This window comes from Mycobacterium cajalii, assembly GCF_045809005.2.
GTDB lineage: Bacteria > Actinomycetota > Actinomycetes > Mycobacteriales > Mycobacteriaceae > Mycobacterium.
Genome location: NZ_CM141436.1, coordinates 1,022,781 through 1,049,753, shown reverse-complemented (window position 1 = coordinate 1,049,753; position 26,973 = coordinate 1,022,781). Strand labels below are relative to the sequence as shown.

Here is a 26,973-nt window from a genome sequence, read left to right as displayed (position 1 = left end):
GTGATGCGGAGCGGGCCGAAGAGAAGGATGACCGAAAGGCCGTCGGGACCTTAAGCGACTAGTGAACCGCACACCGCCCGGCAAAGAGCCGAGCGGAAAATTTCCGCCTGAGAAATTTGACTGACGAGCGTCGTGTACCCCGCCAGGGTCCCGCATACACTCCCGCCGCGACCCGCCATGAGGTGGCGCGACGGTAGGCCGATGGGATGTCCGCGCGCATCTTGAAGGCCTGCTCGTTACTCGCCACAGATTGGACCGAGCTCGATTCCCGCCGGGCCGTTCGGTGCTGCGGTGTCGACGACCGGATGGTCCGTCCACTCAGCGTCAGCCAGTTGTCGCAGTTCCCGAGCCATCAGGTGATCATCCCGCGCGAAATCGCGGTGACGAGAAGCGCGTTCGAGATATTCGTCGCGATGACCGCTGTATGCGGCTGCTTCCTCATATGCCCGTGCGATCCGCTCCTGACTCTCAGCGGATCTCTGCATGCTGTCGGCCGCGGATCGCTGAGCGTGGGCGGCGCCTTGCCGTGCCTGCGCGGCCCGCCGGGCCGCACGCAACACCCTCTCTTCGACCGTTGCCAGCGGCGAGCCGGCGTCGGCCCCGCGGCCGTCTTCTCTCTGGGTCATGGTCGCTCGTTTCCGCATCACTCGCAGGACTGATCCTGATTCCGCCGGCCGCCTCAGCTGCTGCGCCATCCGACGATCCTCTTGTGCGAACTCGCGGTGGCGAGCGGCGCGTTCCAGGGATTCGTCGGGATTCCCGACGCCTTGGGCCAACCGGTCGTATGACCGGGCGGGTCGGGCAAGGCTGTCTGCGGATCTGTCGAAACTGTCGGCCACTGTTCCCGGGGAGTCGGCCGTCTGTCGCCGTATTCGCTCGACTCGTCGGGCGGCGCCGGCCAGTCCTGCGGCAGCGCCGAGCCCCGGACAACCGTCGGCCGCGCGGTCGCCCCGCGTTGTCGCGGCAAGTGTTTCGCACGGAGAGTCGTTGTCGCCGGTGTTGTGGCAACTTGTGCAGCGATCGCCTTCACAGTCTTCGTCCGCCCGATCGAGATGAGCCGCAAGATATAGCTGAGCACCCGACCTTGGCCATGTGCCACATACCGAGTTAAAAACTATCTGCAGCGACAACGCAATGCCGACGTGTTGTCCGTTTCGCGAACTCCCCGGCCGGCCACCGAGGACGCCACGGTGGCCGGCGGAGACCACCGGGCGCGTGAGCTACCGGGCCGTCCGGCGTGCGCTACACCGCGCAGCGAAACCCGATGTGGGTGGTCGCGGTGTCCTGCGACTGGGGTGAGCGCGCCGCGGGACGGTACCGGTGGCAGTACTCCGGCGCGCACAGGTGCGAACCGCCCTTCAGCGCCTGGCTGACGCCGGGATCCGCGGGTCCCGACGGGGTGCAGCAGCTTTTCGGCGGCTGGTCGAGCCGGTGGTGCGCCGAGAACTCGGTGGCCGTCCACTCCCAGACGTTGCCGATCATGTCGAGCAGGCCGAACGCGTTGGGCGGGAACGTCCCCACCGGCGAGGTGCCCACCCAGCCGAGGGCGCCCTCGTTGCGGTACGGGAAGCTGCCCTGCCAGGTGTTGGCCATCAGTTGGCCGTCGGGGACGGCCTCCTCGCCCCAGGCGTAGGTGGCGGTGCTCCCGGCGCGCGCCGCGTACTCCCATTCCGCCTCGGTCGGCAGCCGGCGCCCGGCCCACCGCGCGTAGGCCACGGCGTCGGGATAGGCCACCTGCACGACGGGATGGTCGGCCCTGTCGGCGACGTCGCTGTCGGGCCCGAACGGGTGCCGCCAGCACGCTCCCGGCACCCAGTCCCACCATTGTCGCCAGTCGCGCAGGTCGACGGGGCCCGGCGTCGGTCGGAAAACCATCGCCCCGGCCCGCACCTCCTGCACCCCCGGGTAAAGCGCCGGGTCGATCGGCTGCTCGGCGACGGTCACATAACCCGTGGCGGCGACGAATTCGCCGAACTGCGCGTTCGTCACCGGGTGCAGTTCCACCGCGAAAGGCGCCACGGCCACGGTGTGGATCGGCGCCTCTTCGGGGTAGAAGCTCGTCGAGCCCATGCGGAACGAGCCGCCCGGCAGGTCGACCAGCTCGCTGAGCATCCCCCCAGGGTAGGGCAAGCCCGGCGCGGCGACCTCACGCCTTCTTCGGCGCCCCGCGATCGCGCTGTCGCCACCAGGCGGACACGAACAGGGACATCGCGACGACCAGCGCAATCAGCACCCACAGCACCACGGCCTGGTCGACCCAGGAACCATAGGGCGGTCCGCCCGGCAAAATGTTGGGCAGCGGGACGATGGCGAAAAGCATTGCCCCATGACACGTTATGAACGGCGGCACGAACGACGTGCGGCCCAGGGCCATCGGGATGGCCACCCACAACGCCAGCGCGGGCAGGCTGAGCAGGACCAGGCAGATCCCGACGTCGAAGATCAGCGGGCCCTTGGCCCGGCGCAGCGTGATGATCACGTCGTCCCGGACGTCCGACTCGGCCTCGTCGGGGTTCGTGCACGCGGGTGACGGTCGCGTCCCAGCCGTCCAGCTGCCCGGTTACCTCCACGTGGGCGGGCGTCTTCTCGCGGTTCTGGCCCGAACCGGTGAACACGTCGGCGGCGATCGTCTCCGTCTGGTAGGAGTCGAACGGCCGGTTGTTGGGGTCGCCGTGCGCGGCGACCTTGCTCAAATCCACCGCGGGCAGCGGGGGCGCCGACCTGGCCGGCAGGTGCACGGCGATCAGGGACACGACATAGATGACGATCACGCCGACGACGACACCCGGGGTGATCGCCGTCTGCCGTCGTCGTGACTCCGGCCGCACCGTCGGGGGCCGGGGAGGGCTCAGCGGTCATGGGCACCAACACCTTTGGTCGAGGCCGGCAAGGAATCGGGGCCTAGGTGGCTGGTGTTTTTCGCGTGGCGTTGACCGGGTAATCGGGTGCGGTCGGCGAGAATGGTTGGGTGAGTTTGGGTTTGACGCCGAAACAGGCGGATTTGTGGCGGTCGACGGTGGATTTCTGCGAGGGCCGGGTGGCGCCGGACTCGATTTACAGCGTGCTGCACCGGGAGTGCTTCAACTTGTTCGGCGATGAAATGTTCGCCGACTTGTTCACCGATGTCGGCCGGCGCAGCGTGCCGCCGATGATTGTGGCGGTGGTGATGGTGTTGCAGCGCATCGAGGGGCTTTCGGATCGGGAGGCGGTGGATCGGTTCGCGTTCGACGCGCGGTGGAAGTATGCCGCGGGCGGGCTGGACTTCGATTATCCGGGGTTTGTGCACACCGTGTTGGTGGACATGCGCGCGAGGCTGGCCCGCTCGGATCGCCCGGACCGGATCTTTGAGGTCACCCTGCAAGCGGCCAAGGCGGCCGGGCTGGTGGGCCGTAAGCGGGTGCTGGACTCGACCCCGCTGTATGACGCGGTGGCCACCATGGACACGGTCACATTGATCCGCTCGGCGATCCGGGGACTGCTGGCGGTCGCCGGCGCGGAGCTGCAACCCGCGCTGCGGGCGCGGCTGTCCCGCGACGACGACTACGTCAGCGCCGGCAAACCGGTGTGTGACTACGACGACGTGGCGGCGCGCGAGGCGCTGGTGGACGCGCTGGCCCGCGACGCGTCTGCGCTGCTGGCCTGCCTGGATGAGCAGGCGCTGAAGCCCGAGGTGGACAAGGCGGCCAAACTGTTGGCCACCGTGGTCGGCCAGGACCTCGACCAAGACGCCGCCGACGGGATATTCCGCATCGCGCGCCGTGTGGCCGCCGATCGGGTGATCTCCACGGTGGACCCGCAGGCACGCCACGGCCACAAGACCTCCGCGCGGGGTTTCGACGGATACAAGGGTCACATCGCGATCGACCCCGACGCCGAGATCATCACCGCCACCGAAGTCACCGCCGGCAACGCCGGCGACGCCCAACCCGCCACCGACCTGCTGGCCGGCGACCTACCCACTCCGGTGACCAGCGACACCAACACCGCCGACGGAGATTGCGTTGATCCTCAGGACGACTCGAGCCTCGGTGCAAGTGCTGGCACGACGACCGCGGCCAGCGCGGTCGGTGATGGTGATGGCGACGGGAGCGCCCCCAGCGTGTGCGGAGCCCAAGACCAGCGATGCCCGGCGGTTTACGGCGACGCCGCCTACGGTGCGGGCAAACTGCTGGCCGTGTTGGAAACCGCGGGCGCGGAAATCTTCACCAAGGTGCAGCCACCGACCGCGCCGGGTGGCCGCTACGCCAAGGACCGCTTCGTCATCGACCTCGACGTCGGCACGGTCACCTGCCCGGGCGCGGTGACCGTGCCGATCCGCCCGGCCAAGGGCGGCGGCGGCAACGCGGTGTTCGGCCCGGCTTGCGCCTGCTGCCCACTGGCCGAGCAGTGCACCAGCTCAACCGCCGGGCGCACCATCGCGATCAGCCGCTACGAGGCCGAACTCACCCGTGCTCGCACCACCCAAGCAGATCCGGGCTGGGTCGCCGACTACAAGGCCACCCGGCCGAAAGTGGAACGCAAGATCGGCCACCTGATGCGCCGCCGCCACGGCGGCCGCCGTGCGCGCGTGCGCGGCACCACCAAGGTCGCCGCCGATTTCTCCCTGCTGGCCGCCGCGATCAACCTCGCACGCCTGGGTGTGCTCGGATTACACCGGGAAGGCGCAAACTGGGCCGCCGCCACGACCTGAGGCCGGTCGGCGATGCCAACCGGCCCACCAGGACCGCCTGTAGACCAGCCAAGCAACGGAATCGCCAATCCCGACAACCGAATTCACCTGAGCTAGGAACCGCTCACGACCACACGAGCATCGCCCAATAGCCCGACCGGTCAACCAGCGCCCCCACAATGGCCGTTCGACACCAGCCACCTAGGCGGCCGACCCGAGATCAGTCGCGCGCAAACGCCAGCGCGAGTTCGCGTTCCAGGTCTTCGTAGGGCCGACCCGAGATGTCCACCGTGACCTGGGCGATGGTGCCCCCGGTGAACGTGAACGGCGCCTTGTAGCGGTTGGACACGCGGGATCCGCCGTTGTGCCCGACGGTGATTCCGGCGCCGGCCAACCCGAATGTGCCGGGATGGCTTGCCACATCGGTCAGCGAGCCCACGACGGTGTCGTCGATGAACAGCGTGGCGTCGCCGAGCGGGGTGTGGCTGTTCTCCACCGTCCCCGTCCGCGCGTAGCGCACGCCGAGCACGTGCCTGCCCAGCGGGACGGCGCCCGAGGACGAAACCTCTTGCTGGCGCTCACCGAGGAAGTTGTAGACGTAGTGCAGCCGTCCGTCCTGGATGAACAGCACATGACCGCCGTGGGCGCCGCCCTGCTTGAACAGGACGCCCTCGGCGCCGGTGCTGTCGACCGTCACGTCGGCCAGCACGGCGAAGGAGCGGCCGCGAAGCTCGGCGGCCGCGCCGATGCCGACGTCCGCGCAGCCGGGATAGTAGACGTAGGTCTCCCGTTCGCCGGCCAGGTAGGGCCGCGAGCGCATCATCGTCTCGACGATGTTCAGGTCGGACAGCGGCAGTCCGTTGTACTTGGCGGCCTCGGCGAACCACAGCGCCTTGAGCTCTTCGAGCTTGTCCGGGTGTTCGGCGGCCAGGTCGTGGCACTGGCTGCGGTCGGCCTCGATCTGGAAGAGCTCCCAGCGATCGTCGGCAAAATGCGACCAGCCCGCGGGCGTCGCGGCGTGCACGGTGTTGGCGAACCAGCCGTCGTGCCAGATCCCGCGGGTGCCCAGCATAGTGTAGAACTGCGTGTGCTTGCCCGTGTCCGCGCCCGGATCGTCAAGCGCGGCTTTGAAACTCACGCCGTCCAGCGGCTTCTGCGCGATGCCCTTGACGGTCTCGGGGGGCGTCATGCCCAGCAGGTCGTAGACCGTCGGCGTGACATCGCAGACGTTGACGTAGTTGTCGCGGATCTCGCCGCGGGCCGCAATCCCGTTGGGCCACGAGATGATCGCCGTGTCGGCGATGCCGCCCTCGTGGGAGGCGTAGCGCTTGTACAGCTTGTAGGGCGTGTTGAAGGCCATCGCCCAGCCGATCGGATAGTGGTTGTAGGTCTCGGGCCCGCCGAGGTGATCGAAGAGCTTCATGCTCTCCTCGACGGTGTCGATGTAGCCGTTGAAGAACTTGCCCTCGTTCACCGATCCGTTGGGTCCGCCTTCGCCGCTGGCCCCGTTGTCGGAGATCACCACGATGATGGTGTTGTCCAACTGGCCGGATTCCTCGAGGTAGTCCAGGATCCTGCCGATCTGGTCGTCGGTGTAACTCAGGAACCCGGCGAACACCTCGGCCATCCGGGTGAACAGGTTCTTCTCTTCGTCGTTCAGCGAGTCCCAGGGCCGGACCGTGTCCTGCAGCGGCCACGGCTCGCCGGACGGACCCGTCACGTCCGCGTACGGGTTGACCGGCGACAGTTCGGTGTCGGGCGGCACGATCCCGAGCGACTTCTGGTTCTCCAGGACGATCTCGCGGTAGCGCTCGTAGCCCATGTCGAACTTGCCGGCGTAGCGGTCGGCCCAGTCCTTGAAGACGTGGTGCGGCGCGTGCCCGGCGCCCGGGCACACGTAGCTGAACCACGGCTTGTCCGGGGCGATCACCTTGGCGTCGCGGATGAATTCGATTGTCCTGTCGGCCAGGTCCTTCGACAGATGATAGCCGTCTTCCGGTCTGCCCGGGGGGCTGACGGGGTGGTTGTCGTAGACCAGGTCCGGGTACCACTGGTCGGTCTCGCCGCCGAGGAAGCCGTAGAACCGTTCGAAGCCGCGCGAGGTGGGCCAGTGCCGCTTGGTCGACGCCAGGTTGGCCTCTTCCAGCGGCGTCAGGTGCCACTTGCCGATGCAGTACGTGTTGTAGCCACGTTCGGCGAGCACCTCCGAGAGCAGGGCGGTGTCCGCCGGGATGCGCCCGTTGGAGTTGGGGAACCCCTCGGTGAACTCCTCGATGGTGGCCATGCCCACGGTGGTGGCGTTGCGGCCGGTCAACAGCGAGGCCCGCGTCGGCGAGCACAGCGCGGTGGTGTGGAACTGCGACAGCCGGATCCCGCGGTCGGCGATCCGCGTCATCGCCGGCATCTCGACCAGGCCGCCGAAGCAATCCCACGTCGCGATGCCGATGTCATCCCAGACCAGATAGAGCACGTTCGGCGAGTTCTCCGGCGCCACCGGCGCGGCGAAAGGGCCCCAGTCCGGTTCGGAGTCACGGATGTCCAGCTCGATCTTGCCGCTGAATCCTCCCGCGCGGCCAGACTCTCCCGACTCATTCGCCATCGCTCACACTCCGCTCTCGCCATCCCCCGGCGTCGGGTCGGAGATTACACGGCCGCAACCGGCGCCCGCGCGAGAAGACGCGAAAGCCCCCGACACGCCGGGGCGTCGGGGGCTTTCGCTGGGGCTACCTCCCGCTTGCGGGGGACTGCTCGCGCGAGTGCTCGAGTCTGGTTCGGCTACTTGGCCTTCTCCAGGATTTCGACGAGCCGCCACCTCTTGGTCGCCGACAACGGGCGCGTCTCCATCAGCGCAACCCGGTCGCCGATGCCGGCGGTGCTGTTCTCGTCGTGCGCCTTGACCTTCGTGGTGGTACGGATGATCTTGCCGTACAACGGGTGACGCACCCGGTCCTCGAGCTCGACCACGATGGTCTTCTGCATCTTGTCGCTCACCACGTAGCCGATGCGCGTCTTGCGACGGCCACGGGTCTTGGGGTTGCGCGGGGTGTGCTTGTCACCCTTTTCGGTCTTGGCTTCAGCCATCACGATTCCTCACCATCGGCACCGCCCGGCCCGGAGGCCAGGCCCAGTTCTCGTTCCCGCAGCACGGTGTAGACGCGCGCGATTTCCTGCCGCACCGTACGGAGCCGGCGGTTGTTGGACAGCTGCCCGGTCGCCATCTGGAAGCGCAGGTTGAACAGCTCCTCTTTGGATTCGCGCAGGCGTTCGGTGAGCTCGGAGTCGGTGAGCTCACGCAGTTCGCCCGGCGAGATTCCCACTGCCATCAGAACTGATCCTCTCGGGTCACGATGCGGGCCTTGATCGGCAACTTGTGGATCGCTCGGGTCAGGGCCGCCCGGGCGATCGCCTCGTTGGGGTAGCTCAACTCGAACAGCACCCGGCCCGGCTTGACGTTGACCACCCACCACTCCGGGGAGCCCTTACCCGAACCCATGCGGGTTTCCGCGGGCTTCTTGGTCAGCGGACGGTCGGGGAAGACGTTGATCCACACCTTCCCGCCACGCTTGATGTGCCGGTTGATGGCGATACGAGCGGACTCGATCTGCCGGTTGGTCACATAGGCGTGCTCGAGCGCCTGGATGCCGTAGTCGCCGAAGTTCACCTCCGTGCCACCGCTGGCGATGCCGCGCTGGCGGGGATGGTGCTGCTTGCGGTGCTTGACTTTGCGGGGAATCAGCATGGTTCAGCCCTCCGTGCTCTGCGTTTCGAGGGCCGGCGCGGCTTCGCTGGAGGCCGGCGAGGCGCCTTCGTCGGCGCCCGCGGCCCGGCCGGCCTCGGTGCTGGTGGCCGTGGTGCCCGACGCGCCACTGCGCCGGGGACGGGTGCCCGAGGGCCGCTCGCGGCGCGGGCGGTCGGCGCCCGCCGGGGCGGTGGCGGCCAATTCGTGCTTGCCGCCGACGATGTCGCCCTTGTAGATCCACACCTTCACACCGATCCGGCCGAAGGTGGTCCTGGCCTCGTAGAGGCCGTAGTCGATGTCGGCACGCAGGGTGTGCAGCGGCACGCGGCCCTCACGGTAGAACTCCGAGCGGCTCATCTCGGCGCCGCCGAGGCGCCCGGAGCACTGCACCCGGATGCCCTTGACGTTGGGCTGACGCATCGCCGACTGGATCGCCTTGCGCATCGCGCGACGGAACGCCACGCGGTTGCTCAGCTGCTCGGCGACGCCCTGGGCCACCAATTGCGCCCGGGACTCCGGGTTTTTCACCTCGAGGATGTTGAGCTGCACCTGCTTTTTGGTGAGCTTCTCCAGGTCCGCGCGGATCCGGTCGGCCTCGGTGCCACGGCGGCCGATGACGATGCCGGGACGGGCGGTGTGGATGTCGACGCGGACGCGGTCACGGGTCCGCTCGATCTCCACGTCGGCGATCCCGGCGCGCTCCAGCCCGGTGGACAGCAGCCGGCGGATCGCGACGTCTTCCTTGACGTAGTCGGCGTACTGCTTGTCGGCGTACCACCGCGACTTCCAGTCGGTGGTGATGCCCAGACGGAAGCCGTGCGGATTGATCTTCTGGCCCACTAGTCTGAGCCTCCCTTCGCTTCAGAAGTCTCAGACGTCTGCTCGGCAGGCACCGTCTTGGCCGGCGCCGCCTTGGCGGGCACCTTCTTGGCCGGCGCCGTCTTGGCGGCGGCCTTGCTGGCCTCGGCGCGGCGGGCGCGCGTCGACTTCGCCGACCGCTCGTCGCGCACCGGGCGGCTCTCCACCACGACCGTGATGTGGCTGGTGCGCTTGCGGATCCGGAAGGCGCGGCCCTGGGCGCGCGGCCGGATGCGCTTGGCGGTCGGACCCTCGTCGGCATACACCGTCGCGACGACCAGGGTCGACGGGTCCAGCCCGCCGTTGTTCTGCGCGTTCGCCGCTGCGCTCGCGATCACCTTGGCGACCGGCTCGCTGGCGGCCTGCGGCGCCCAGCGCAGGATGTCCAGCGCGTCGGCCACCGACCTGCCACGCACCAGGTCGATCACCCGGCGCGCCTTTCTCGGCGACACCCGCACGAACCGTGCTTTGGCTGTTGCCGTCGGGAAAGCCGACGGGAACTCAGTACTTGTCATCGTCTCTTCGACTTCCGGTCGTCCTTGATGTGTCCCTTGAAGGTGCGCGTCGGCGCGAACTCGCCGAGCTTGTGACCCACCATCGCCTCGGTGACGAACACCGGGACGTGCTTGCGTCCGTCGTGCACCGCAAAGGTGTGACCGATGAAGTCCGGAATGATCGTCGAACGCCGCGACCAGGTCTTGATGACCTGCTTGGTGTTCTTCTCGTTCTGCACGTCCACCTTCTTGAGCAGGTGGTCGTCGACGAACGGGCCCTTCTTCAGGCTGCGTGGCATGAGCTACTCCTGAGCTTCCTAGCGACCGTGCTTCTTGCCGGTGCGACGGCGCCGGACGATGAGTTTGTTGCTGGCTTTGTTGGGATGCCGGGTCCGCCCCTCGGGCTTGCCCCACGGGCTGACGGGGTGCCGGCCACCGGACGTCTTACCCTCACCACCACCGTGCGGGTGGTCCACCGGGTTCATGACCACACCGCGGACCGACGGACGCTTGCCCTTCCACCGCATGCGACCGGCCTTGCCCCAGTTGATGTTCGCCTGCTCGGCGTTGCCCACCTCGCCGACGGTGGCGCGGCAGCGCACGTCGACCCGGCGGATCTCACCACTGGGCATGCGCAGCGAGGCGTAGCTGCCCTCCTTGCCGAGCAGCTGGATGCTGGACCCCGCCGAGCGCGCGAGCTTGGCGCCGCCGCCCGGCCGCAGCTCCACGGCGTGGACGACCGTACCGGCCGGGATGTTGCGCAGCGGCAGGTTGTTGCCCGGCTTGATGTCGGCGTTGGCGCCAGACTCCACCACGTCGCCCTGCGAGAGTCCCTGCGGGGCAATGATGTAGCGCTTCTCGCCGTCGAGGTAGTGCAGCAGCGCGATGTTGGCGGTGCGGTTCGGGTCGTACTCGATGTGGGCGACCTTGGCGTTGACGCCGTCCTTGTCGTTGCGGCGGAAGTCGATCACCCGGTAGGCGCGCTTGTGGCCACCGCCCTTGTGGCGGGTGGTGATCCGGCCGTGGGCGTTGCGACCGCCGTGACCGTGCAGCGGGCGCACCAACGACTTCTCGGGCTCCGAGCGGGTGATCTCGGCGAAGTCGGACACGCTGGCGCCGCGGCGACCGGGGGTCGTCGGCTTGTACTTGCGAATTGCCATGTCTGATCAGGTCTCTCTCTCACGCGCGGCTAGGCCGGCGCTCCGAACAGGTCGATCGGCTTGCTGCCCGGCGCCAGGGTCACGATGGCCCGCTTGGTGTTCTTGCGCTTGCCGAAGCCGGTGCGGGTCCGCTTGCGCTTGCCCTGCCGGTTTGCCGTGTTCACCGACGCGACCTTCACGGAGAAGATCTTCTCGACGGCGATCTTGATCTGTGTCTTGTTCGAGTCGGGGTGCACGACGAACGTGTACACGTTGTCGTCGAGCAGCGCGTAGGACTTCTCGGAGATGACCGGCGCCAGAATGACGTCGCGGGGGTCGGCGAGGGTCGCCATCAGGCCGAAACCTCCTCGGAGCTGGTCGTGTTGGCGGCGATGTAGGTGTTGAGCGCCTCGACGCTGAACACCACGTCGTCGGAGTGCAGCACGTCATAGGTGTTGAGCTGGTCGGGCGCCAGAATGTGCACACCGGGCAGGTTGCGCACGCTTTTCATGCCGGTCTCGTCGCTGCGGCCGATGACCACCAGAACCTGCTTGCGGTCGGTCAGGCTGTGCAGGAACGCCTTGGCGTTCTTCGTGGACGGGGTTTGGCCGGACACCAGCTCGGTGACCGCGTGGATGCGCCCGTTGCGGGCCCGGTCGGACAGGGCCCCGCGCAGCGCCGCGGCGATCATCTTCTTGGGCGTGCGCTGGCTGTAGTCGCGCGGCTTGGGGCCGTGCACGGTGCCACCGCCGGTGAACTGCGGCGCCCGCGTCGAGCCCTGCCGGGCGCGGCCGGTGCCCTTCTGCCGGTACGGCTTGCGCCCACCGCCGCTGACGTCGCCGCGCGTCTTGGTCGAGTGCGTGCCCTGCCGGGCCGCCGCCCGCTGCGCGGTGACCACCTGATGCATCAGCGCGATGTTCGCGGGCGCGTCGAACAACTCGGCGGGCAGCTCGACCGAGCCGTCCACCTTGCCGTCTGGCGTCTTGACGTCGATTTTGAGTGCCATCACATCTCACCTCGTTTGACCGCGCTGCGGACCATCACGAGACCACCGGTGCGCCCGGGGATCGCACCCTTGATCAGCAGCACGCCGTTCTCGGTATCAACCTTGTGCACCACCAGGTTCTGGACCGTCACCCGGTCGTTGCCCATCCGGCCGGCCATGCGCGTGCCCTTGAAGACCCGCGCGGGGGTGGCGCAGCCGCCGATGGACCCGGGGCGACGGTGCACTGCCTGGGCGCCGTGACTGGCGCCCTGGCCGCGGAAGCCGTGCCGCTTCATCGTGCCGGCGAAGCCCTTACCCTTCGAGGTCCCGGTCACGTCGACGAAGGCGCCGGCGGCGAAGATCTCGGCCGTCAGCTCCTGGCCGACCTCGTAGTCGGCGGTCGCCTCCGCGTCGTCGAGCCGCAGCTCGGCCAGGTACCGGCGCGGGTTGACGCCCGCGGCCGCGTACTGGCCGGTCACCGGCTTGTTGATCTTGCGTGGGCTGATCTCGCCGTAGGCCAACTGCACGGCGCTGTAGCCGTCGCGCTCCGGGGTGCGGATGCGCGTCACCACGTTCGGGCCCGCCTTGACCACGGTCACCGGCACGACCCGGTTGTTCTCGTCGAACACCTGCGTCATCCCGAGCTTGGTACCCAGAATGCCCCGCCGCGCGGCGGAATTGCCCTGCCTTGCCATGAGCTCTGGATCTCCTACTGGATGTTGACGTCGACGCTGGCCGGAAGATCGATGCGCATCAGGGCGTCAACGGTCTTCGGCGTCGGATCGAGGATGTCGATCAACCGCTTGTGCGTACGCATCTCGAAGTGCTCCCGCGAGTCCTTGTACTTGTGCGGAGAGCGGATGACGCAGTACACGTTCTTCTCGGTCGGCAACGGCACCGGCCCTACGACGCTGGCACCCGTGCGGACGACGGTCTCGACGATCTTACGCGCCGACGCGTCGATGGCCTCGTGGTCGTAGGCCTTAAGCCTGATGCGGATCTTCTGTCCCGCCACGCCTCTCCCTACCTGATTCCCTCGTGAAGCCCGTGTCCGGGCCTCGTTCGTTCTCGAGGTCCGATGTCCGGACCTGGTGCCCTCCGGCGCGCAGTTCGACCGCCCGATTTTCGGTCGGCCTAGCGTCGCGCCGGATGCTGCGCCGCTGTTTACCTGTCGTGGTCCACCGACCCCCGCGGTCGGGTGTGTCACCCGCACGCAGCCTCGTGCGCGGCCGATTTAGTCGCACTCAAGGATGGGACCGGACGCGCCCGTTCGGACGCTGGTCGTATGCCCGGCCAGGCGAAAACCTGGCGCAGGGCAACCCGAACAGTATGCCTCAGATCAGGCCCGGGGCAAAATCCCCGGCCCAATCCCGGGCACGCCTCACGAGAACGCTACCAGCGGCCCGCCGACGCGCCGGTCAGCGGCGTGTTCGCGGGCCGGGAAGCCGCCTCCGGGCGGGGCCGACCGGAGGGGCTCAGGCACCCGCCGGTTCCGCGCGCGCCGCGTCGGCGCGGCTGTGCACGCGCTGCACGTCCAGGAACCCGTCGACCGCCGCGCGGGCGCACTCGCCGTAGTCGAAATCGGGCAACGTGCTCAGCCGGCCCAGCACCAGCGGGCCGATCAGCAGCGCGATGGCGCGGGAGCGGTCCACCTCGCCCAACTCGGCGGCCTGCGGGCTGTCGAATACGGCGTCGAAGGGCGCCGCGTACTGCCGGGCGATCCGTTCGCGCAGCGTGGTGATGGAGGAACCGCCGGCGGCGCGGGTGTGCCGCGGCTCGGGCAACCGGTCGAGGTCGGGACCCAGCGCCAACCACGACATGGCCGTCAGCACGGCCGGCGCCTGGGCCACGACCTCGGCCTGGGCGAGCACCAGAGCGATCAGCCGCTCCCCGCAGCGGGCCCTCGGCCGGCGGCGTGGGCGACGGCGGTATCAGGGCGGTTCAGGGTCCAGGTTCGCGCCTGCCGATTGCCGCCGATGCGTGTCGCAGCGGCTCGCTCGGCAGACCATCGAGGCCGTAACCCGTAACGCCAACGTAGCCAGGGCCGCCCTGTACCGCCACTTCCCCAGCGGAGACGACCTGCTGGCGGCCGCGTTCAACCGTCGGATGCATGGGCGTGGCACTGGTCGTCGCGTCCATGACGGCGCTGAACACCGCGCTGGGCGATCTGGCGGTGGCCATCTCGGCGACGCAGTCGCAGCTGATGATCTTCTCGGCGGGATCGACGGCGCCGGCGCTGCTGCACAGCCCGCTGCAGATCATCGCCGGCCGATCGCTGGCCGGGGCCGGTGCCGCCTTCGTGATGCCCGCGACGCTGTCACTGCTCACCGTGGCCTACCCGAAGGCCGTCGGCATCTGGGCCGGCACGGCCGGGTGCGGCGGAGTGCTGGGCATGCTGGGTTCCGTTCTGCTGCTGCGCTTCTGGGACTGGCACGCGATCTTCTGGTCGCTGGGCGTCGGCGGCCTGGCGATCTTCGCGCTGGCCTGCACGGTGGCGCCGTCGCGCGACGCCGACGCCCCCCGCATCGACGGGCGGGGCGCGGTCCTGATCGGCGCGGCCTTGGCGATCGCGGTGGCAACGATCCTGGAGGCCCCCGACCTCGGCTGGAGCGATCCGCTGGTCTGGGGCGGACTGGTCGCCGGCGCCCTCATCGCGGTGGCGTTCGGCGTGGTCGAGTTCCGGCTGGCGGCCCGTCGGCGCAGTCCGCTCCTGGACGTGCGACTGTTCGCCGATCCCGGCTTTGCGACGATCGTCGTGCTGTTCGGCGCGACCTTTGGCTTCTTCTACCTGGCCATGCAGTACGTGCAGCAGATCATGGGTTATTCGCCGCTGATGACGGCGGTGGCCTTCGCGCCCTTCATGGTGCCGCTGGGCGTCTGCTCGGCCCTGTCGTTCTGGTACGTGCCGAAGCTGGGCCTGCGCCTCGTGGTGACCCTGGGCATGCTGTGCACGGCCGTCGGCTTCGGCTGCATGCGCATCCTCGACCTGCATTCGGGCTATCTCGACCTGGCCTGGCCCACGCTGATCCTCAGTACGGGCATCGGGTTCTGCACCGCGCCGACGACGGCGGCGATCATGGGCGCGGTCCCCGACGACAAGCAGGGCGTCGCCGCGGTGGTGATCGGGCCGTGGGCGCCCGGGCGGGACGGACGACGACTCCGGCCGGTGCGGCGGGGGTCGGCCCGGCGCGAGGACGCCTGCGCCGGAGGGCGATGCGCCTGACCAGCACCCGTGCCGCCGTGCGGCGGCCTCTTGCGCAGATCTCGATTTTCTGGTATCAAAAATCTATATCAGCAACTGCAGATCATCTCGGCGATTTGGGGTGAATGTGATGTTGATTGACGGCGGACCGTTCCGGGATTCGCTTGTCCCGGTAGCGGACTCACCCATCGACCTGCCCGGCGGCCGCCGGGTCGGGCCGGGCGCTTGCCACCGCGCATGGTCGCTCGGCGTAGTCGCATCAGCGAGCGAAGGGAGGTGACCGGCGAAGGCTGATTCATGACAACCAGATCCATGACACGGCGTCGTGCCGTCCACGCTTTTTGCGACGCATTGTTCGCGCCTGACGCATTCCAGCGCGCGCATCGCCACTCGTCGTGGCCATCTACGTGGACTGCATGAACGTCGCCACCCTCACCGGCGGGTCGCGCCCGCCCCGGCAACGGTTCGCAGGCGCGGCCCGCCCTTTCCTGGGCGGGGCCGGGGGTCGGCGGCTGCCTGCGAACAGGTCGACCGGGTGGGCACCGGCCGGTATGGTCGGGCCAAAAGCCCCCGCGGAACCCGGGGTGCGGGATACCATCCGGTTGGACGCGATTCGACACGCGGGGGAAGTGAAATGTCATACGTAATCGCGGCACCGGAGCAGGTGACAGCGGCGGCGGCGGACTTAGGTTATCTCGGTTCGAGCATCAGTTCGGCGAACGCGGCGGCGATGGGCCCGGCGTCGAGCGTGACACCGCCCGGTGCCGACGAGGTCTCGGCGAGCATCGCCGCACTGTTCGGCGCGCACGCCCAGGCCTACCAGCTGCTCAGCGCCCAGGCCGCGGCGTTTCACGACCAGTTCGTGCAGTTGATGAACGGTGGCGCCGCGCAGTATGCCCTCACCGAGGCGGCCAACGCCTCGCCTCTGCAAACGGCTCACCAGGGCATGCTGAGCACCGCCGTCAACCAGTCCGGTCAGGCCCTGTCGCACGCGCAGCCGGTGATGAGCGCGGCCGCGCCGGCGGGTTCGGCGGCCGCTGCGGTGCCGTCGGCGACGGCGAGCCTGGCCGGCGGGACTGCGCCGGTCGCCCCGGCGGCGCCCCTGGCGACCGCGGTCGCGCCGCCTCCCGCGGCGGCGGTGGTGCCCGGCGCGCCGATCTCGGCCGTCCCGGCGGCCTCGGCGGTGTCGGCAAGCGCACCCGCCGCACCGATGCAGGCGCCGACGCCCGCCTACGCTGCGGCCCCGGCGGCCGCGGAGCCGGCGGACGTGCCGTTGGCCGTCAGCGCCCCGGCTGCGGTGCAGGCGGAAGCGTCTGCCGTCGCCCCGGCGACGATGCCGCCGATGCCGGTCGGCACGGGCACGCCGGTGCCGGCGGCCGCCTCGGCGGCCTACTCCCCGGCGACGCCGCCGTATTCCCCGGCGGCGGCCCCCGCTGCTGCCGCCCGCGAGGAGACGGCGGTGGCGGCGGCGCCCGCGGCGCACTGGAACGCCGTCGCGGAGTAATCGGCGCGCCCCGTGGGGCGCGCCGATGGCTCACCCGACGAATTCGGCCGCGCGGTGGCCCAGCATCACGATGGTGGCGTGCGGGCCACGGCCCGTGATCGTCGGCAGCACGGAACCGTCGATCACCCACAGGTTCCCCACCCCGCGCACCCGGCAGCGGGGATCGACGACGGCGCGTGGGTCGTCGTCGGTGCCCATGGGGGCGCTGCCGCACAGATGCTGCGACGTCGACCAGAGGGGCTCCCCGACAGAGGCTGCCGCACTGGCCAGTTCGCGGGCCAACTCGCTGCCCCGGCGCAGCGCCGCGACGTCGTCCGGCTCGCTGTCGTAGTGGTGCTCGATGCGCGGAGGGACGCCGGGATCCGGTGAGACCAGGGTCAGCGTCCCGCGGGCCCGCGGCCGCATCAGCGCCACCCCGATGTGTGGCCAGTCGGGATGGCCGGCGCTGCCGTCACCGGTCATGGCAACGAATCCGCCGGTGTAGGGCCGGATCTCGATGCCGTCGTCCGTGCTCAGCACCGCCTCGAGCACGGGCCGGCCCGGCGCAACCGGCCAATCGGTCGGCAGCACCCATTCCGGGTGATCGCTGCAGGACCGCCCCACCGGCAGCGCCGCCACCAACGGCACGCCGGCGGCCCGCAACGCCGCCTCGCCTCCGATACCCGAGAGCATCAGCAAGTGTGCCGACTGAATGGCGCCGGCGCACAACACGATCCGGCTCGCCCGCAGCGTCAGCGGGCCCTGCGGGCCGATCGCGTCGACACCGACCGCACTGGTGCCCGCGAAACGCAGGCGCACCGCGCGCGTCCGGTCCAGCAGCGTGAGGTTCGGCCGGCCCAGTGCCGGCACCAGGAACCCCGCGCCGGACCCCTTGCGCACGCCGTCGACGATGTTGAGCGGGACGGCCCCTACTCCCGAAATATGTTCCTGCCCAACGTCGTTGAGGTCGGAAATCCACGCAAACCCGGCGCGCTGCGCGGCGGCGATGAACAGTTCCGTGGCGCCCGTCATCTCCCGGGTGCGCCGAACGGAAATGGGCCCGCTGTCCCCGTGGGCGGGACCGTCGAAATCCAGGTCCGTCTCGATGGCGCGGAAATGACCGAGGACGTCCGACCATGCCCAGCCTGGTATCGCCGCCCGGTCGAAGTCGCGCGGCAACCCGCGGCAGAAGTAACCCCCGTTGACCGCACCCGAACCGCCGACCGTGGCGCCGCGCACGATCGGTAGCCGGCGCACGGGCCGATCGGTCAGGCGGGTCTGGTAGCGCTGCACCAGCGGGCTGCCCGCGCCGATCGGCAGCTGCAGCCCGTTGGTGGTCAGCGCCAGCAACACCGGGTCGGCGAGCGCCGGCCCCGCCTCGAGGACGGTGACGGTGCAGCCCGAGTCGGCGGACAGGCGCTCGGCGACCACCGAACCGGCGCTGCCCGCACCGACGATCAGCACGTCGCTGTGCGGGGCGGTTGCGGTCACGGCGGCGGGGAACCGGGGCCAACCGCGGCCGGCGCCGGGTGGTACGCACCGGAGTAGCTGGAAATCCCCTCGTAGCCAACATATCCGGCGCGCACGAGGGACCGGGGTCGGCCGTCCTGCGCACCGGCCAACCGAGCGCGCGGCACTAGCTGCGGATCTGCGGCTTGAGCGCGCGCAGGTTGCGTTCCCGGAACACGCCCCACCACAGGCCCAGGCCGTAGGCCAGGTCGTCCACGCGCTTGAGCAGCAGGTAGGTCAGCAGACCGATCGGTTCGGCATCCTCGTCGGTGGCGTCGCGGCGGCGCAGCCAGTCCACCACGCCGTCCATGACCGCCGCGACGACCACGACGCGTCTGCAGTGGCGCGACGTCAACGCCGCGAACAACGCCAGGGGCCAGTAGTGCCGGCACACCGCCGAGGCCAACTGCAGCGCCGCCGACCACAGGCCGCGGGCCGCGATCACCAGCACATCACCCGCCGACGTCTCGACGCTGCGCATGGCCATCGCGATTCGCCGGCCGGTGAGCAGGGCGATCGCGACCGAGGCCAGCCGGCCGGCGCTGGTCCCGAGCGCCATCAAGATCCAGGCGGTCAGCGCCCAACCGGATATGACCACCGGTGCCGTCTTGTCCGGGTGGCGCACCGACAGCGGTGCGGCCGACCCGCCGTAGAACGCCTTGCGCGCCAGCCAATCCCGAAGTTGAGTGCGGTGGTCGTGGGCGACGAGCGCGATCGGCTCGTAGCGCAGCCGGGCCCCCACCTCGATGAGGCGCCAGCACAGGTCGACGTCCTCACCGGACTGCATGGTCTCGTCGAACCCGCCGACCTCGCGGATGGCCGAACAGCGGCAGATGATCGCGGCGCTGGGGACATAGGACACCGTGCTGTGGGGCAGCACCGGCGCCTCCCGCTCGCCGAGGTCCAGCGAGGAGTGCACCGCCTCGTAGCGCGCCACGACGTTCTCGCTGCGCGCCAGGCCGACGATGCGCGGCGCGACGAGGGCGACGGTGGGGTCGCAGAAGTGCCCGAGCAGCGCTTCCAGCCAGCCGCGGCGCGGCGCCACGTCGGAATCCAGGAACGCGACGAACTCGGTCTTGCAGGCCGCCAGCCCCGTGTTGCGTGCCGCCGCCGGGCCCCTGGCGCGGGAGTGGCGCAGCACTTCGACGTCGCAGTGCGCACCGACGAAGTCGTTCGGCCCGAGGGGCTGGAACGAACCGTCGTCGACGACGATGACACGCAGCCCGCGGAGCGAACTGACCAGACGCCGTACGCCAACGATGTTGTCGCGCACCGGAATAACCACGGTGACGTCGCGGTGTGACGGGCCGCCGGCGGGCCGGGGGTGGGCCACCGTGGCGTCCAGCAGGGTGCGGGCCAACTGGGCGCTGACGTCGTCGCGTACCTTCAGCCGGCCATCGGAGAGCATGTGCTGGGCGGCGGGGGCCAGCTTCAGCAGCCGGGTCGGCGAACCACCGAGCAGCGCCGAACCGTCGCCGAGCACCCGCACGCGGCGATCGACCTGAACGGCGAACCCGTCCGGCAGCCGGGGCTGGCTCATGTCAGCATCCCGTCGACGCCGGGCCGCCACCGGGCGACGCGGCGCACGCACCCGTCGACCATCTCCGCGAGAAGGCGCTTCCCCTCGCTCTCGGTCGCCGTCGTCGGATCGCCCAGGACGCCCACCGGGCTGACGGCCGCCACTCCGCCCCGGCGCATCGAGGGCAGCAACTCGGCCAGCGGTGCGTCGTTGCCGGGCAGCCACCGGTCGGTCCGCACCTCGGCGGGGCAGATGTGCAGCAACACCGATGTCTCGGTGTGGCCGGCGTGGGCGTCGGCGCCCGCCGCGGCGCACGGGGCCCACCCCGCGTCGCGCCCCTCGGCCCGGAGCCGGCCCACCGCGGCGCCCAGGGCGGCGACGTTGCCGCCGTGCCCGTTGACGAAGACCAGGCGCCGCGCCCAGCAGGTGGCCGACCTGCCGTACTCGAGAAGCAGCAGCGTGAGTGCCTCGGTGCCGATGGAGACGGTTCCGGCGAAGCTCTGGTGCTCGCCGCTGGCGCCGTAGGCGATGGCCGGCGCAACCAGCCATTCCCGGCCCAGAAACGCCCGGGCCTCGGCCGCGACCGCGGTCGCGATCCGAGTGTCGGTGTCCAGGGGCAGGTGCGGGCCGTGCTGTTCGGTGGACCCCACCGGGATCAGCAGATACGGCGTGAACAGCTGGCTCGACGTCACACTTCCCAGTTCGCCGAGTACGGGCACTCGCCGATGGTAAGGCCAATTCACCTGGCGTGCACCAATTGTTGTCCCCTGAAAACAATATTTTTTCTGGGGCGTTCATCGAACGCCCCGATTTCAGGACTCGTGCGTCACGGTTGCCTCGCAGGCACCAGGAACCTCACCCCGCCGGGGGCTGGTCGCGGGCCGCGGGCGGCACCCCCAGCGCCCGGCCGAACCCGGCCGGGACCAGGACGTCGTCGGCGCTCAGGTCGTGCACCGAGGCGTGCCCGAGCCCCATCAGCGCCGAGTCGATCCCCCCGCGCAGGATGTCGAGGACGTTCTCGACGCCGGGCTGGCCGGCCGCGGCGAGACCCCACAGGTAGGCCCGCCCGATCATCACCGCCCGTGCCCCCAGCGCCACCGCCTTGACGACGTCGCCCCCGCGCCGGATGCCACCGTCGAGCAGCACCTCGACCTGGTCGCCGACCGCCGCCGCCACCGCGGGCAGGGCGCGAATCGACGCCGGCGTGCCGTCCAGGTTGTTGCCGCCGTGGTTGGACACAGAGATCGCCGAGACGCCCGCGTCGACAGCCCTTTTGGCATCGTCGACCCGCATGACGCCCTTGAGCATGAACGGTCCGTCCCAGAGTTCGCGCAGCCACGCGATGTCTTCCCAGGTCGGCGGTGGGGTGGCCATCCATTCCCCGTAGGCGTTGAAGAACAGGGGGCCGGGCTCGCCGCGGCGACCCTGGTTGGGCACCCGCAGATCCGGCGGCCGCAGTGTCTTGCCGAACATGTACAGCCACCGCGGCCGCACGATCGCCTCCGGGGACAACCGCAGGGTGGTCAACAGATTCATGTTCTCGGGAATCGAGGGGCTCCCCCAGTCGCGCCCGTGCGAGAACGTCCAGTCGGTGGTGACGATCAGGCCGACCGCCCCGGCCGCACGCGCCCGTTCCACCCGCTCGGCGATGGCGTCGCGCCCGCCCAGCCAGTACAGCTGGAAGAACACCTTGGGATTGACGGCGATGACGTCCTCGATCGGCTTACTGGCGAACGACGAGAGCCCCATCGCGGTGCCCCGGGCCGCCGCGGCCCGCGCCACCGCGACTTCACCGTCGGGGTGGACCGCTTGCACACCGGTCGGCGAAATGATGACCGGCAGCGAAATCTCTTGCCCCATCACGGTGGTCGACAAGTCGCGTTTTGCCTGCGCACCGACCACGTGCGGCGCGAAACCGAGTTCACCGAACGCCGCGACGTTGTCGGAGACGGTGATTCCCTTTTCGCTGGCCGAGATCAGCGACGAATAGACGGATTTCGGGAGCCGGCGCTTGGCGCGTTCCTGGGCGATGGCGACCGTTTCGAACCACTTGGCCATGACTACACCGGGCTTTCTTCGCACAGGCGCGCCGACGGCCGCACGCCCAGCGTGAGCGGGACCGGCCCGCTCCGGGAGTGGTCGGCCCGCGGCCGCGGCGTCTCACGGGCTCCGGCCAGCGCCGGCTCGCCATGACCCTGGACGCATTCGGGGTCCGGGCCGTCCATCGGCAGGCCGGTGAAGAACTTGGCCGCCATGCACCCGCCCCGGCAACTGTCGTAGTGCCCACAGCTGCCACAGGCGCCCGCGGACTGCGGTTCGCGCAGCTCACGAAACAGGGGGGCGTTCTTCCAGACGTTGTCGAATCCCCCGTCGGACAGCACGTTGCCGGCCAGGAAGCGGTCATGGATGGCGAACGGGCAGGCGTACACGTCGCCCACCGGGTCGATCAGGCACACCACCCGGCCGGCCCCACACATGTTCAGCCCGGCCAGGGCGCCGGAGGAGCCCAGCGGCGACAGGTGGAAGAAGGAGTCACCGGTGAGCACCCGCTCGCCCTTGGCGACCAGCCAGTCGTAGAGCTGGACCTGCTGGGCGGCGGTGGGGTGCAGCTCATCCCAGACGTCGGCGCCGCGCCCCGACGGCCGCAGCCGGGTGATCCGCAGCGTGGCGCCATAGCGGCCGGCCAGCGCGGCGAACTCGTCGAGCTGGCCGACGTTGTGGCGGGTGACGACGACCGAGATCTTCGCGTCGCCGAACCCGGCATCGGCCAGGTTCTCCAGCGCCCGCACCGCCATCGCGAACGACCCGGGACCGCGGACGGCGTCGTTGACCTCGGCCGTGGCGCCGTCCAGCGAGATCTGGACGTCGACGTAGTCGCTGGCCGCCAACCGGGTGGCGACCTCCGGGGTGATCCGGACCCCGTTGGTGGAGAACTTCACCCCGACGTGATGCGCGGTGGCGTAGTCGACCAGCTCCCAGAAGTCCGGGCGCACCGTGGGTTCCCCGCCGCCGATGTTGACGTAGAACACCTGCATGCGTTCCAGCTCGTCGATGATGTCCATGCACTGGCGCGTGGACAGCTCGCGCGGATCGCGCTTGCCCGACGACGAAAGGCAGTGCACGCAGGCCAGGTTGCACGCGTAGGTCAGCTCCCACGTCAGGCAGATGGGCGCGTCCAGGCCCCGTTCGAACTGCTCGATGAGCCGGGGCACCCCCGATGTCTGGGCTGTCATGAAGCCTCCTGGGGTACCAGCATTTGCGATTCGGCCAGCACGCTCAGCGCGTGCAGGTAGGGACCCTGCCCGGAGTCGTCCACACCCGCTGCGCGGCAGGCGGACCGGGCATCGGGATGCTCGGCCAGCGACCGCACCACCGTCAGGACGGCGCGGTTCTTCAGGAAGGACAGCTTGCGGGTGCCGAAGTGGTAGAGCAGCGCTCCGAACGGCTCCGGCCGGACCGCCACCTGGGGATGCAACCGCCAGCCGAGGTCTGGGTCGAACACGGGGTCAGTAGACCCCGCACATCCCGTCGATGGACACCTCTTCGACCAGGCTCTCGGTGACGAGTTCGGTGTCGGTGTGGGTCTCGTGGTCCACGGGGCTTGCCTTTCGCCGGTTCTTGACAACGATGAGTTGAGTCACAATCGTCGCCAGAATATGGCATCGAGTGCCGAAATGGAAGGGCGGGTCCGACGATGCCGCAGTCCCGGGTCGGCCGGCGCCGCTCGACAACCCCGCACCACATCACCGACGTCGCCATCGAGCTGTTCACCGCGCGCGGTTTCGCCGAGGTCAGCGTCGACGACGTCGCGCAGGCCGCCGGCATCGCGCGCCGCACGGTGTTCCGCTACTACGCCTCCAAGAACGCGATCCCCTGGGGCGATTTCGACACCCACCTCGCGCACCTGCGCGACCTGCTCGACGGCGCCGACCGGTCGGCGCCGCTGGGCGAGACGCTGCGGGCGGCACTGCTGGCGTTCAACACCTTCGACGCCTCGGAGACCGCACGGCACCGCCAGCGGATGCGGGTCATCCTGGAAACTGCGGAGCTGCAAGCATATTCGATGACGATGTACGCCGGCTGGCGGGAGGTGATCGCCGGGTTCGTGGCCCGCCGGCTGGGCGCCAAGGCGACCGACCTGCTGCCGCAGACCGTCGCCTGGACGATGCTCGGGGTGGCGCTGGCCGCCTACGAGCACTGGCTGGCCGACGAATCGGTGCCCTTGCCCGTGGCGCTGGGCAACGCCTTCGACGCGGTCGGCGCCGGGCTGGCAAGGCTGGACACGTGACCCCCGGACGCCTGCCGCACACGTTGCGGGCCCAGGGGCGCTTCTGCGCCGAGTTGGGCTCACCGATGTACGGCGAGCTGCTGGAGCTGGTGGCCCGCGACGTCGAATCCGGCGGCGTGTTCGCGACCGTGCTGGCCGGACACGAAAGCGACCCGTCGCGCGACGCGATGCCGCTGCGACTGCTCGGCGCGCTGCACCGGCTGGTTCTCGACGGCCGCGCGCCCGCGCTGCGCCGCTGGTACCCCAGCACCGGCGGCGCGTGGGTAGCCGATGCCGCCTGGCCCGAGATCGTGCTCGCCGCCGCGGCCCACGTCGATGCGCTGCGGGCCGGCCTGCAACGGCCGCCCCAGACCAACGAGGTCGGCCGGTCCGCCGCGCTGCTCGGCGGGCTGTTGTGCATCGGTCACGAATCGGGCTTGCCGATAAGGCTTTTCGAGATCGGCACGAGCGCTGGCCTGAACCTGCGCGCCGACCGCTACCGCTACCGCTTCGCGAGCGGGCAGTGGGGACCGGCGGACTCGCCGGTGACGATCGACGACGCCTGGCGCGGCCGGCCGCCGCCCCTGCGCGCGCTCGACATCGTCGAGCGCCACGGATACGACATCGCCCCCGTCGACGTCGGCGCAGCCGACGGGGAAGCGACCCTGCTGAGCTACGTCTGGCCCGACCAGGGCGCCCGGCTGGACCGGCTGCGCGGCGCCATCGCGGTGGCCCGGGCCGTCCCGGCGCGGCTGGAGCGCCGCACGGCGGCCGACGCGGTCGCCGGCCTGACCCTGGCGGACGGCGCGCTGACGGTGCTGTGGCATTCGATCGTCTGGCAGTACCTGGGCGCCGACGAGCGCCGGGCGGTGTGCGAGGGGGTCAGCGCGCTGGCCGATCGCGCCGACGAGCGTGCGCCGTTCGCCCACCTCACCATGGAACCCGCGCGCGACTGGTCCGGCTCCGGGTTCCGGTTCCTGGTGCGGGCCCGCCGCTGGCCGGGTGGCCGGCTCGCGGTCCTGGGGCAGTGCCATCCGCACGGCGCGCCCGTGACCTGGCACTAGGGCCAACAGCGAGCGCGAAAACCGCTCGCTAGCCGAGCATTTCGGAGATGGGCGCACCGGCGGCGATCTTGCCGCGGGCCTTCATGACCTTGCCGGGCATGCCGCCGCCGACCACCCCGACGAGCACCCCGTCGCGCTCGTAATAGGCGAGGAACTTGCGGCCGTCGTCCTCCACGAGATGGACGGTGTCGGTGGCCTGCGGCTCCCCCAGACATTGGATCTTGACGTCGTACTGGTCGCTCCAGAAGTACGGGACGACGACCGTCGAGGGCTCCTCCCGGCCCAGCATCGCCGGCACCACGACCCGCGTCTGGTCGGCCACGTTGCTCCAATGCTCAACGCGCGCTTGGTGTCCCGTCGCGTCGCGCCACGAGGCGACGTCGCCGAGCGCCCACACGTTCGGCGCGGTGGTGCGCCCGGCCGCGTCGCAGATCACGCCGTTATCCACCTGGACGCCGCTGCCGGCCAGCCAGTCCGTGGCCGGACGCGATCCGATGCCGACGACCACCAGGTCGGCCGGCAGTTCGGTGCCGTCGGTCAGCACCACGGTCTCGACGTGGCCCTGCCCGCGCACCTCGGCCACGCCCACCCCGAGGCGCACGTCGACCCCCTCGTCCCGGTGCAGCCGGGCCACCAGTTCGCCGATCCGCTCGCCGAGCACCGACGCCAGCGGCGTCGGCTGCGGCTCGACCAGCACCACCTCGACCCCGAGGCTGCGCAGGCTGGCCGCGACCTCGCAGCCGATGAAGCCAGCGCCGACGATCACGGCGTGCCGGGCCTGCGAGGCGTGCTCGCGCAGCGCAATGCTCTCGTCGAACGAGCGCAGCACGCGGATGCCCTCGAGGTCTCCGAACGCCGGGATGCGCCGCGGCACCAGGCCGGTCGCGATCACGAGCTCGTCGTAGCCGAGCGCGGTCCCGTCGGCCAGCGTCACCGTCTGCGCGTGGGTGTCCATGCCGGTGGCGGCCGAACCCAGCCGCAGCGTGATGTCGTTCTCGTCGTACCACTCGCGCGGTTTGAGCGCGACGTCGTCGGTCTCCTTGCGCAGCACCTCTTTGGACAACGGCGGGCGGTCGTAGGGCACGTGCCCCTCGTCGCTGACGATCGTGATGCGCCCGGTGTATTCCGACCGGCGCAGTTGCTCGGCCGTCCGGGCCGCGGCAAGCCCGCCCCCGACGATCACGATGCCCTGTTCAGTCACGTGGTGTTCTTACCACGCCCGTCGATCAGTACTTCAAGGCGCCCTTGTCGACGTTGACCTGGGTTCCCGACAGCGTGCCCGCGCCGTCCCCGGCGAGCCAGGCCACCACGTCGGCCACCTCGTCGGCCGTCATGAAGCTCTTGGGTTGCAACGGCATTGGCGGGAAGCTGTGCACGAAGGCCGGATGCCTGGCAAAGATCTCCATCATCGCCTCCGGCTCGATCATCGGAGTGTCCACCGAGTACGGGTGGATGGAGTTGACCCGGATGCCGTACTCGCCCAGCTCGATCGCCAGCGTGTTGGTCAACGCGGTCAGGCCGAACTTGCTGGCCGAGTAGTGGCCGTTGCCGGGCGTGGCCTTCACCCCCGCCGCCGAGCTGACGACCACGATCGAGCCCCCGTTGCCCGCCTCGATCATCGCGGGAATGACGGCGCGCAGGGTCCGCCAGGTGCCGGTCAGGTTGACCCCGATGACCGTGTCCCACTGCTCGTCGGTGAGCTCCCAGACCCGGCCCCAGCCCAGCACTCCGGCGTTGGCCACCACGACGTCCAGGCGGCCGAACTGTTCGACGCCGTCGGCCACCAGCTGCCGCAGCGCGGCGTCGTCGCGGACGTCGGCCACGCGGGCCAGCACCTTGCGACCCTCGGCCTCGACCAGGCGGACGGTTTCGGCGAGGTCATGCGGCGTCGCCGGCGTGTACGTCACGCTGGGCGACACCGGCGCGCAGATGTCGAGCGCGATGACATCGGCGCCTTCGGCGGCGAGCCGCACCGCGTGCGACCGGCCCTGACCGCGCGCCGCGCCGGTAACGAACGCCACCCGGCCCTGCAGTGATCCCGCCAC

At 70.1% G+C, this 26,973-nt stretch carries 29 protein-coding genes and 3 pseudogenes; 6 read left to right on the top strand and 26 right to left on the bottom strand.

From position 1 onward, the window contains the following. Positions 1 to 236: 236 nt before the first annotated feature. The 4 genes and pseudogenes from ACJ512_RS05045 to ACJ512_RS05030 all read right to left on the bottom strand — a co-directional run. Positions 237 to 626, bottom strand: a complete 390-nt coding sequence (locus ACJ512_RS05045) for a hypothetical protein (protein WP_407688446.1) — start codon at positions 624 to 626, stop codon at positions 237 to 239. A gap of 616 nt (positions 627 to 1,242) precedes the next feature. Further along, a complete protein-coding gene (locus ACJ512_RS05040) occupies positions 1,243 to 2,112 on the bottom strand; it encodes a formylglycine-generating enzyme family protein (RefSeq protein ID WP_407688445.1) in 870 nt (289 codons plus the stop codon). 34 nt (positions 2,113 to 2,146) lie between these two features. Further along, a complete protein-coding gene (locus ACJ512_RS05035; protein ID WP_407688444.1) occupies positions 2,147 to 2,479 on the bottom strand; it encodes a DUF4436 family protein in 333 nt (110 codons plus the stop codon). A gap of 106 nt (positions 2,480 to 2,585) precedes the next feature. Next, positions 2,586 to 2,699: pseudogene (locus ACJ512_RS05030) on the bottom strand (DUF4436 family protein); the annotation flags it as partial. A gap of 269 nt (positions 2,700 to 2,968) precedes the next feature. Between ACJ512_RS05030 and ACJ512_RS05025 the strand changes: the two are divergent. Next, on the top strand, positions 2,969 to 4,690 hold the full coding sequence (locus ACJ512_RS05025) for a transposase (protein ID WP_407689781.1): 1,722 nt from the start codon (positions 2,969 to 2,971) through the stop codon (positions 4,688 to 4,690). Positions 4,691 to 4,889: 199 nt separating this feature from the next. Here the strand turns inward: ACJ512_RS05025 and ACJ512_RS05020 are convergent, their stop codons facing one another. From ACJ512_RS05020 to ACJ512_RS04960, 13 genes and pseudogenes are all read right to left on the bottom strand, one after another. After that, positions 4,890 to 7,268 carry an arylsulfatase gene (locus tag ACJ512_RS05020; protein WP_407689177.1) on the bottom strand — a complete coding sequence of 793 codons (2,379 nt, stop codon included), beginning with the start codon at positions 7,266 to 7,268 and terminating at the stop codon, positions 4,890 to 4,892. Between the two features lie 176 nt (positions 7,269 to 7,444). Further along, entirely contained in the window at positions 7,445 to 7,750 is a 306-nt protein-coding gene (rpsQ, locus tag ACJ512_RS05015; RefSeq protein ID WP_144949707.1) for a 30S ribosomal protein S17, read from the bottom strand. Beyond that, on the bottom strand, positions 7,750 to 7,992 hold the full coding sequence (gene rpmC, locus ACJ512_RS05010) for a 50S ribosomal protein L29 (RefSeq protein WP_407689176.1): 243 nt from the start codon (positions 7,990 to 7,992) through the stop codon (positions 7,750 to 7,752). The genes rpsQ and rpmC overlap by 1 nt, the downstream gene beginning before the upstream one ends. Further along, positions 7,992 to 8,408 carry a 50S ribosomal protein L16 gene (rplP, locus tag ACJ512_RS05005; RefSeq protein WP_407689175.1) on the bottom strand — a complete coding sequence of 139 codons (417 nt, stop codon included), beginning with the start codon at positions 8,406 to 8,408 and terminating at the stop codon, positions 7,992 to 7,994. Before rplP ends, rpmC begins: the two co-directional genes overlap by 1 nt. Before the next feature lie 3 nt (positions 8,409 to 8,411). Further along, positions 8,412 to 9,248, bottom strand: a complete 837-nt coding sequence (rpsC, locus tag ACJ512_RS05000) for a 30S ribosomal protein S3 (protein ID WP_407689174.1) — start codon at positions 9,246 to 9,248, stop codon at positions 8,412 to 8,414. After that, entirely contained in the window at positions 9,248 to 9,781 is a 534-nt protein-coding gene (gene rplV / locus ACJ512_RS04995) for a 50S ribosomal protein L22 (protein ID WP_407689173.1), read from the bottom strand. Before rplV ends, rpsC begins: the two co-directional genes overlap by 1 nt. Beyond that, entirely contained in the window at positions 9,778 to 10,059 is a 282-nt protein-coding gene (gene rpsS / locus ACJ512_RS04990) for a 30S ribosomal protein S19 (RefSeq protein WP_003892827.1), read from the bottom strand. The genes rplV and rpsS overlap by 4 nt, the downstream gene beginning before the upstream one ends. A gap of 18 nt (positions 10,060 to 10,077) precedes the next feature. Continuing rightward, on the bottom strand, positions 10,078 to 10,920 hold the full coding sequence (gene rplB / locus ACJ512_RS04985; RefSeq protein ID WP_407689172.1) for a 50S ribosomal protein L2: 843 nt from the start codon (positions 10,918 to 10,920) through the stop codon (positions 10,078 to 10,080). A gap of 29 nt (positions 10,921 to 10,949) precedes the next feature. Continuing rightward, on the bottom strand, positions 10,950 to 11,252 hold the full coding sequence (gene rplW, locus ACJ512_RS04980; RefSeq protein WP_407689171.1) for a 50S ribosomal protein L23: 303 nt from the start codon (positions 11,250 to 11,252) through the stop codon (positions 10,950 to 10,952). Continuing rightward, positions 11,252 to 11,905: a 50S ribosomal protein L4 gene (gene rplD / locus ACJ512_RS04975; protein ID WP_369740609.1), complete on the bottom strand. Its 654-nt coding sequence runs from the start codon at positions 11,903 to 11,905 to the stop codon at positions 11,252 to 11,254. Before rplD ends, rplW begins: the two co-directional genes overlap by 1 nt. Beyond that, the gene (gene rplC / locus ACJ512_RS04970) at positions 11,905 to 12,579 is read right to left on the bottom strand and encodes a 50S ribosomal protein L3 (protein WP_407689170.1); all 675 of its coding nucleotides are present in this window, start codon (positions 12,577 to 12,579) and stop codon (positions 11,905 to 11,907) included. Before rplC ends, rplD begins: the two co-directional genes overlap by 1 nt. 14 nt (positions 12,580 to 12,593) lie before the next feature. Then, positions 12,594 to 12,899, bottom strand: a complete 306-nt coding sequence (gene rpsJ, locus ACJ512_RS04965) for a 30S ribosomal protein S10 (RefSeq protein ID WP_003873519.1) — start codon at positions 12,897 to 12,899, stop codon at positions 12,594 to 12,596. Between the two features lie 460 nt (positions 12,900 to 13,359). After that, positions 13,360 to 13,822: pseudogene (locus ACJ512_RS04960) on the bottom strand (TetR/AcrR family transcriptional regulator); the annotation flags it as partial. 42 nt (positions 13,823 to 13,864) lie between these two features. On the opposite strand from ACJ512_RS04960, the pseudogene ACJ512_RS04955 reads away from it, so the two are divergent. The 3 genes and pseudogenes from ACJ512_RS04955 to ACJ512_RS04945 form a co-directional block, all read left to right on the top strand. Continuing rightward, a pseudogene (locus tag ACJ512_RS04955) lies at positions 13,865 to 13,984 on the top strand (TetR family transcriptional regulator); the annotation flags it as partial. Between the two features lie 10 nt (positions 13,985 to 13,994). Next, positions 13,995 to 15,107, top strand: coding sequence for an MFS transporter (locus ACJ512_RS04950; RefSeq protein ID WP_407689169.1), 1,113 nt, complete (start codon positions 13,995 to 13,997; stop codon positions 15,105 to 15,107). Positions 15,108 to 15,720: 613 nt separating this feature from the next. After that, positions 15,721 to 16,590 carry a PE family protein gene (locus ACJ512_RS04945; protein WP_461479981.1) on the top strand — a complete coding sequence of 290 codons (870 nt, stop codon included), beginning with the start codon at positions 15,721 to 15,723 and terminating at the stop codon, positions 16,588 to 16,590. 30 nt (positions 16,591 to 16,620) lie between these two features. Here the strand turns inward: ACJ512_RS04945 and mftG are convergent, their stop codons facing one another. The 7 genes from mftG to mftA form a co-directional block, all read right to left on the bottom strand. Beyond that, positions 16,621 to 18,060 carry a mycofactocin dehydrogenase MftG gene (mftG, locus tag ACJ512_RS04940; RefSeq protein ID WP_407687623.1) on the bottom strand — a complete coding sequence of 480 codons (1,440 nt, stop codon included), beginning with the start codon at positions 18,058 to 18,060 and terminating at the stop codon, positions 16,621 to 16,623. 145 nt (positions 18,061 to 18,205) lie between these two features. Continuing rightward, on the bottom strand, positions 18,206 to 19,618 hold the full coding sequence (gene mftF, locus ACJ512_RS04935) for a mycofactocin biosynthesis glycosyltransferase MftF (RefSeq protein ID WP_407687624.1): 1,413 nt from the start codon (positions 19,616 to 19,618) through the stop codon (positions 18,206 to 18,208). Then, positions 19,615 to 20,340, bottom strand: coding sequence for a mycofactocin biosynthesis peptidyl-dipeptidase MftE (mftE, locus tag ACJ512_RS04930; RefSeq protein WP_407687625.1), 726 nt, complete (start codon positions 20,338 to 20,340; stop codon positions 19,615 to 19,617). The genes mftF and mftE overlap by 4 nt, the downstream gene beginning before the upstream one ends. 112 nt (positions 20,341 to 20,452) lie before the next feature. Continuing rightward, a complete protein-coding gene (gene mftD / locus ACJ512_RS04925; protein ID WP_407687626.1) occupies positions 20,453 to 21,655 on the bottom strand; it encodes a pre-mycofactocin synthase MftD in 1,203 nt (400 codons plus the stop codon). Between the two features lie 2 nt (positions 21,656 to 21,657). Further along, positions 21,658 to 22,830, bottom strand: coding sequence for a mycofactocin radical SAM maturase (gene mftC / locus ACJ512_RS04920; protein WP_407687627.1), 1,173 nt, complete (start codon positions 22,828 to 22,830; stop codon positions 21,658 to 21,660). Continuing rightward, positions 22,827 to 23,099, bottom strand: coding sequence for a mycofactocin biosynthesis chaperone MftB (gene mftB / locus ACJ512_RS04915; RefSeq protein ID WP_407687628.1), 273 nt, complete (start codon positions 23,097 to 23,099; stop codon positions 22,827 to 22,829). The genes mftC and mftB overlap by 4 nt, the downstream gene beginning before the upstream one ends. 4 nt (positions 23,100 to 23,103) lie before the next feature. Further along, on the bottom strand, positions 23,104 to 23,193 hold the full coding sequence (mftA, locus tag ACJ512_RS04910) for a mycofactocin precursor MftA (protein ID WP_407687629.1): 90 nt from the start codon (positions 23,191 to 23,193) through the stop codon (positions 23,104 to 23,106). 98 nt (positions 23,194 to 23,291) lie between these two features. On the opposite strand from mftA, the gene mftR reads away from it, so the two are divergent. Together mftR and ACJ512_RS04900 are read left to right on the top strand one after the other, a co-directional pair. Next, positions 23,292 to 23,885: a mycofactocin system transcriptional regulator gene (mftR, locus tag ACJ512_RS04905; protein WP_407687630.1), complete on the top strand. Its 594-nt coding sequence runs from the start codon at positions 23,292 to 23,294 to the stop codon at positions 23,883 to 23,885. Next, complete coding sequence (locus tag ACJ512_RS04900; RefSeq protein WP_407687631.1) at positions 23,882 to 24,928, top strand: DUF2332 domain-containing protein; 1,047 nt, start codon at positions 23,882 to 23,884, stop codon at positions 24,926 to 24,928. The genes mftR and ACJ512_RS04900 overlap by 4 nt, the downstream gene beginning before the upstream one ends. A gap of 28 nt (positions 24,929 to 24,956) precedes the next feature. Here ACJ512_RS04900 and ACJ512_RS04895 read toward each other — a convergent pair whose 3' ends face one another. Further along, positions 24,957 to 26,129, bottom strand: a complete 1,173-nt coding sequence (locus ACJ512_RS04895) for an NAD(P)/FAD-dependent oxidoreductase (protein ID WP_407687632.1) — start codon at positions 26,127 to 26,129, stop codon at positions 24,957 to 24,959. Positions 26,130 to 26,154: 25 nt separating this feature from the next. Continuing rightward, positions 26,155 to 26,973 carry a mycofactocin-coupled SDR family oxidoreductase gene (locus tag ACJ512_RS04890; RefSeq protein ID WP_407687633.1) on the bottom strand — a complete coding sequence of 273 codons (819 nt, stop codon included), beginning with the start codon at positions 26,971 to 26,973 and terminating at the stop codon, positions 26,155 to 26,157.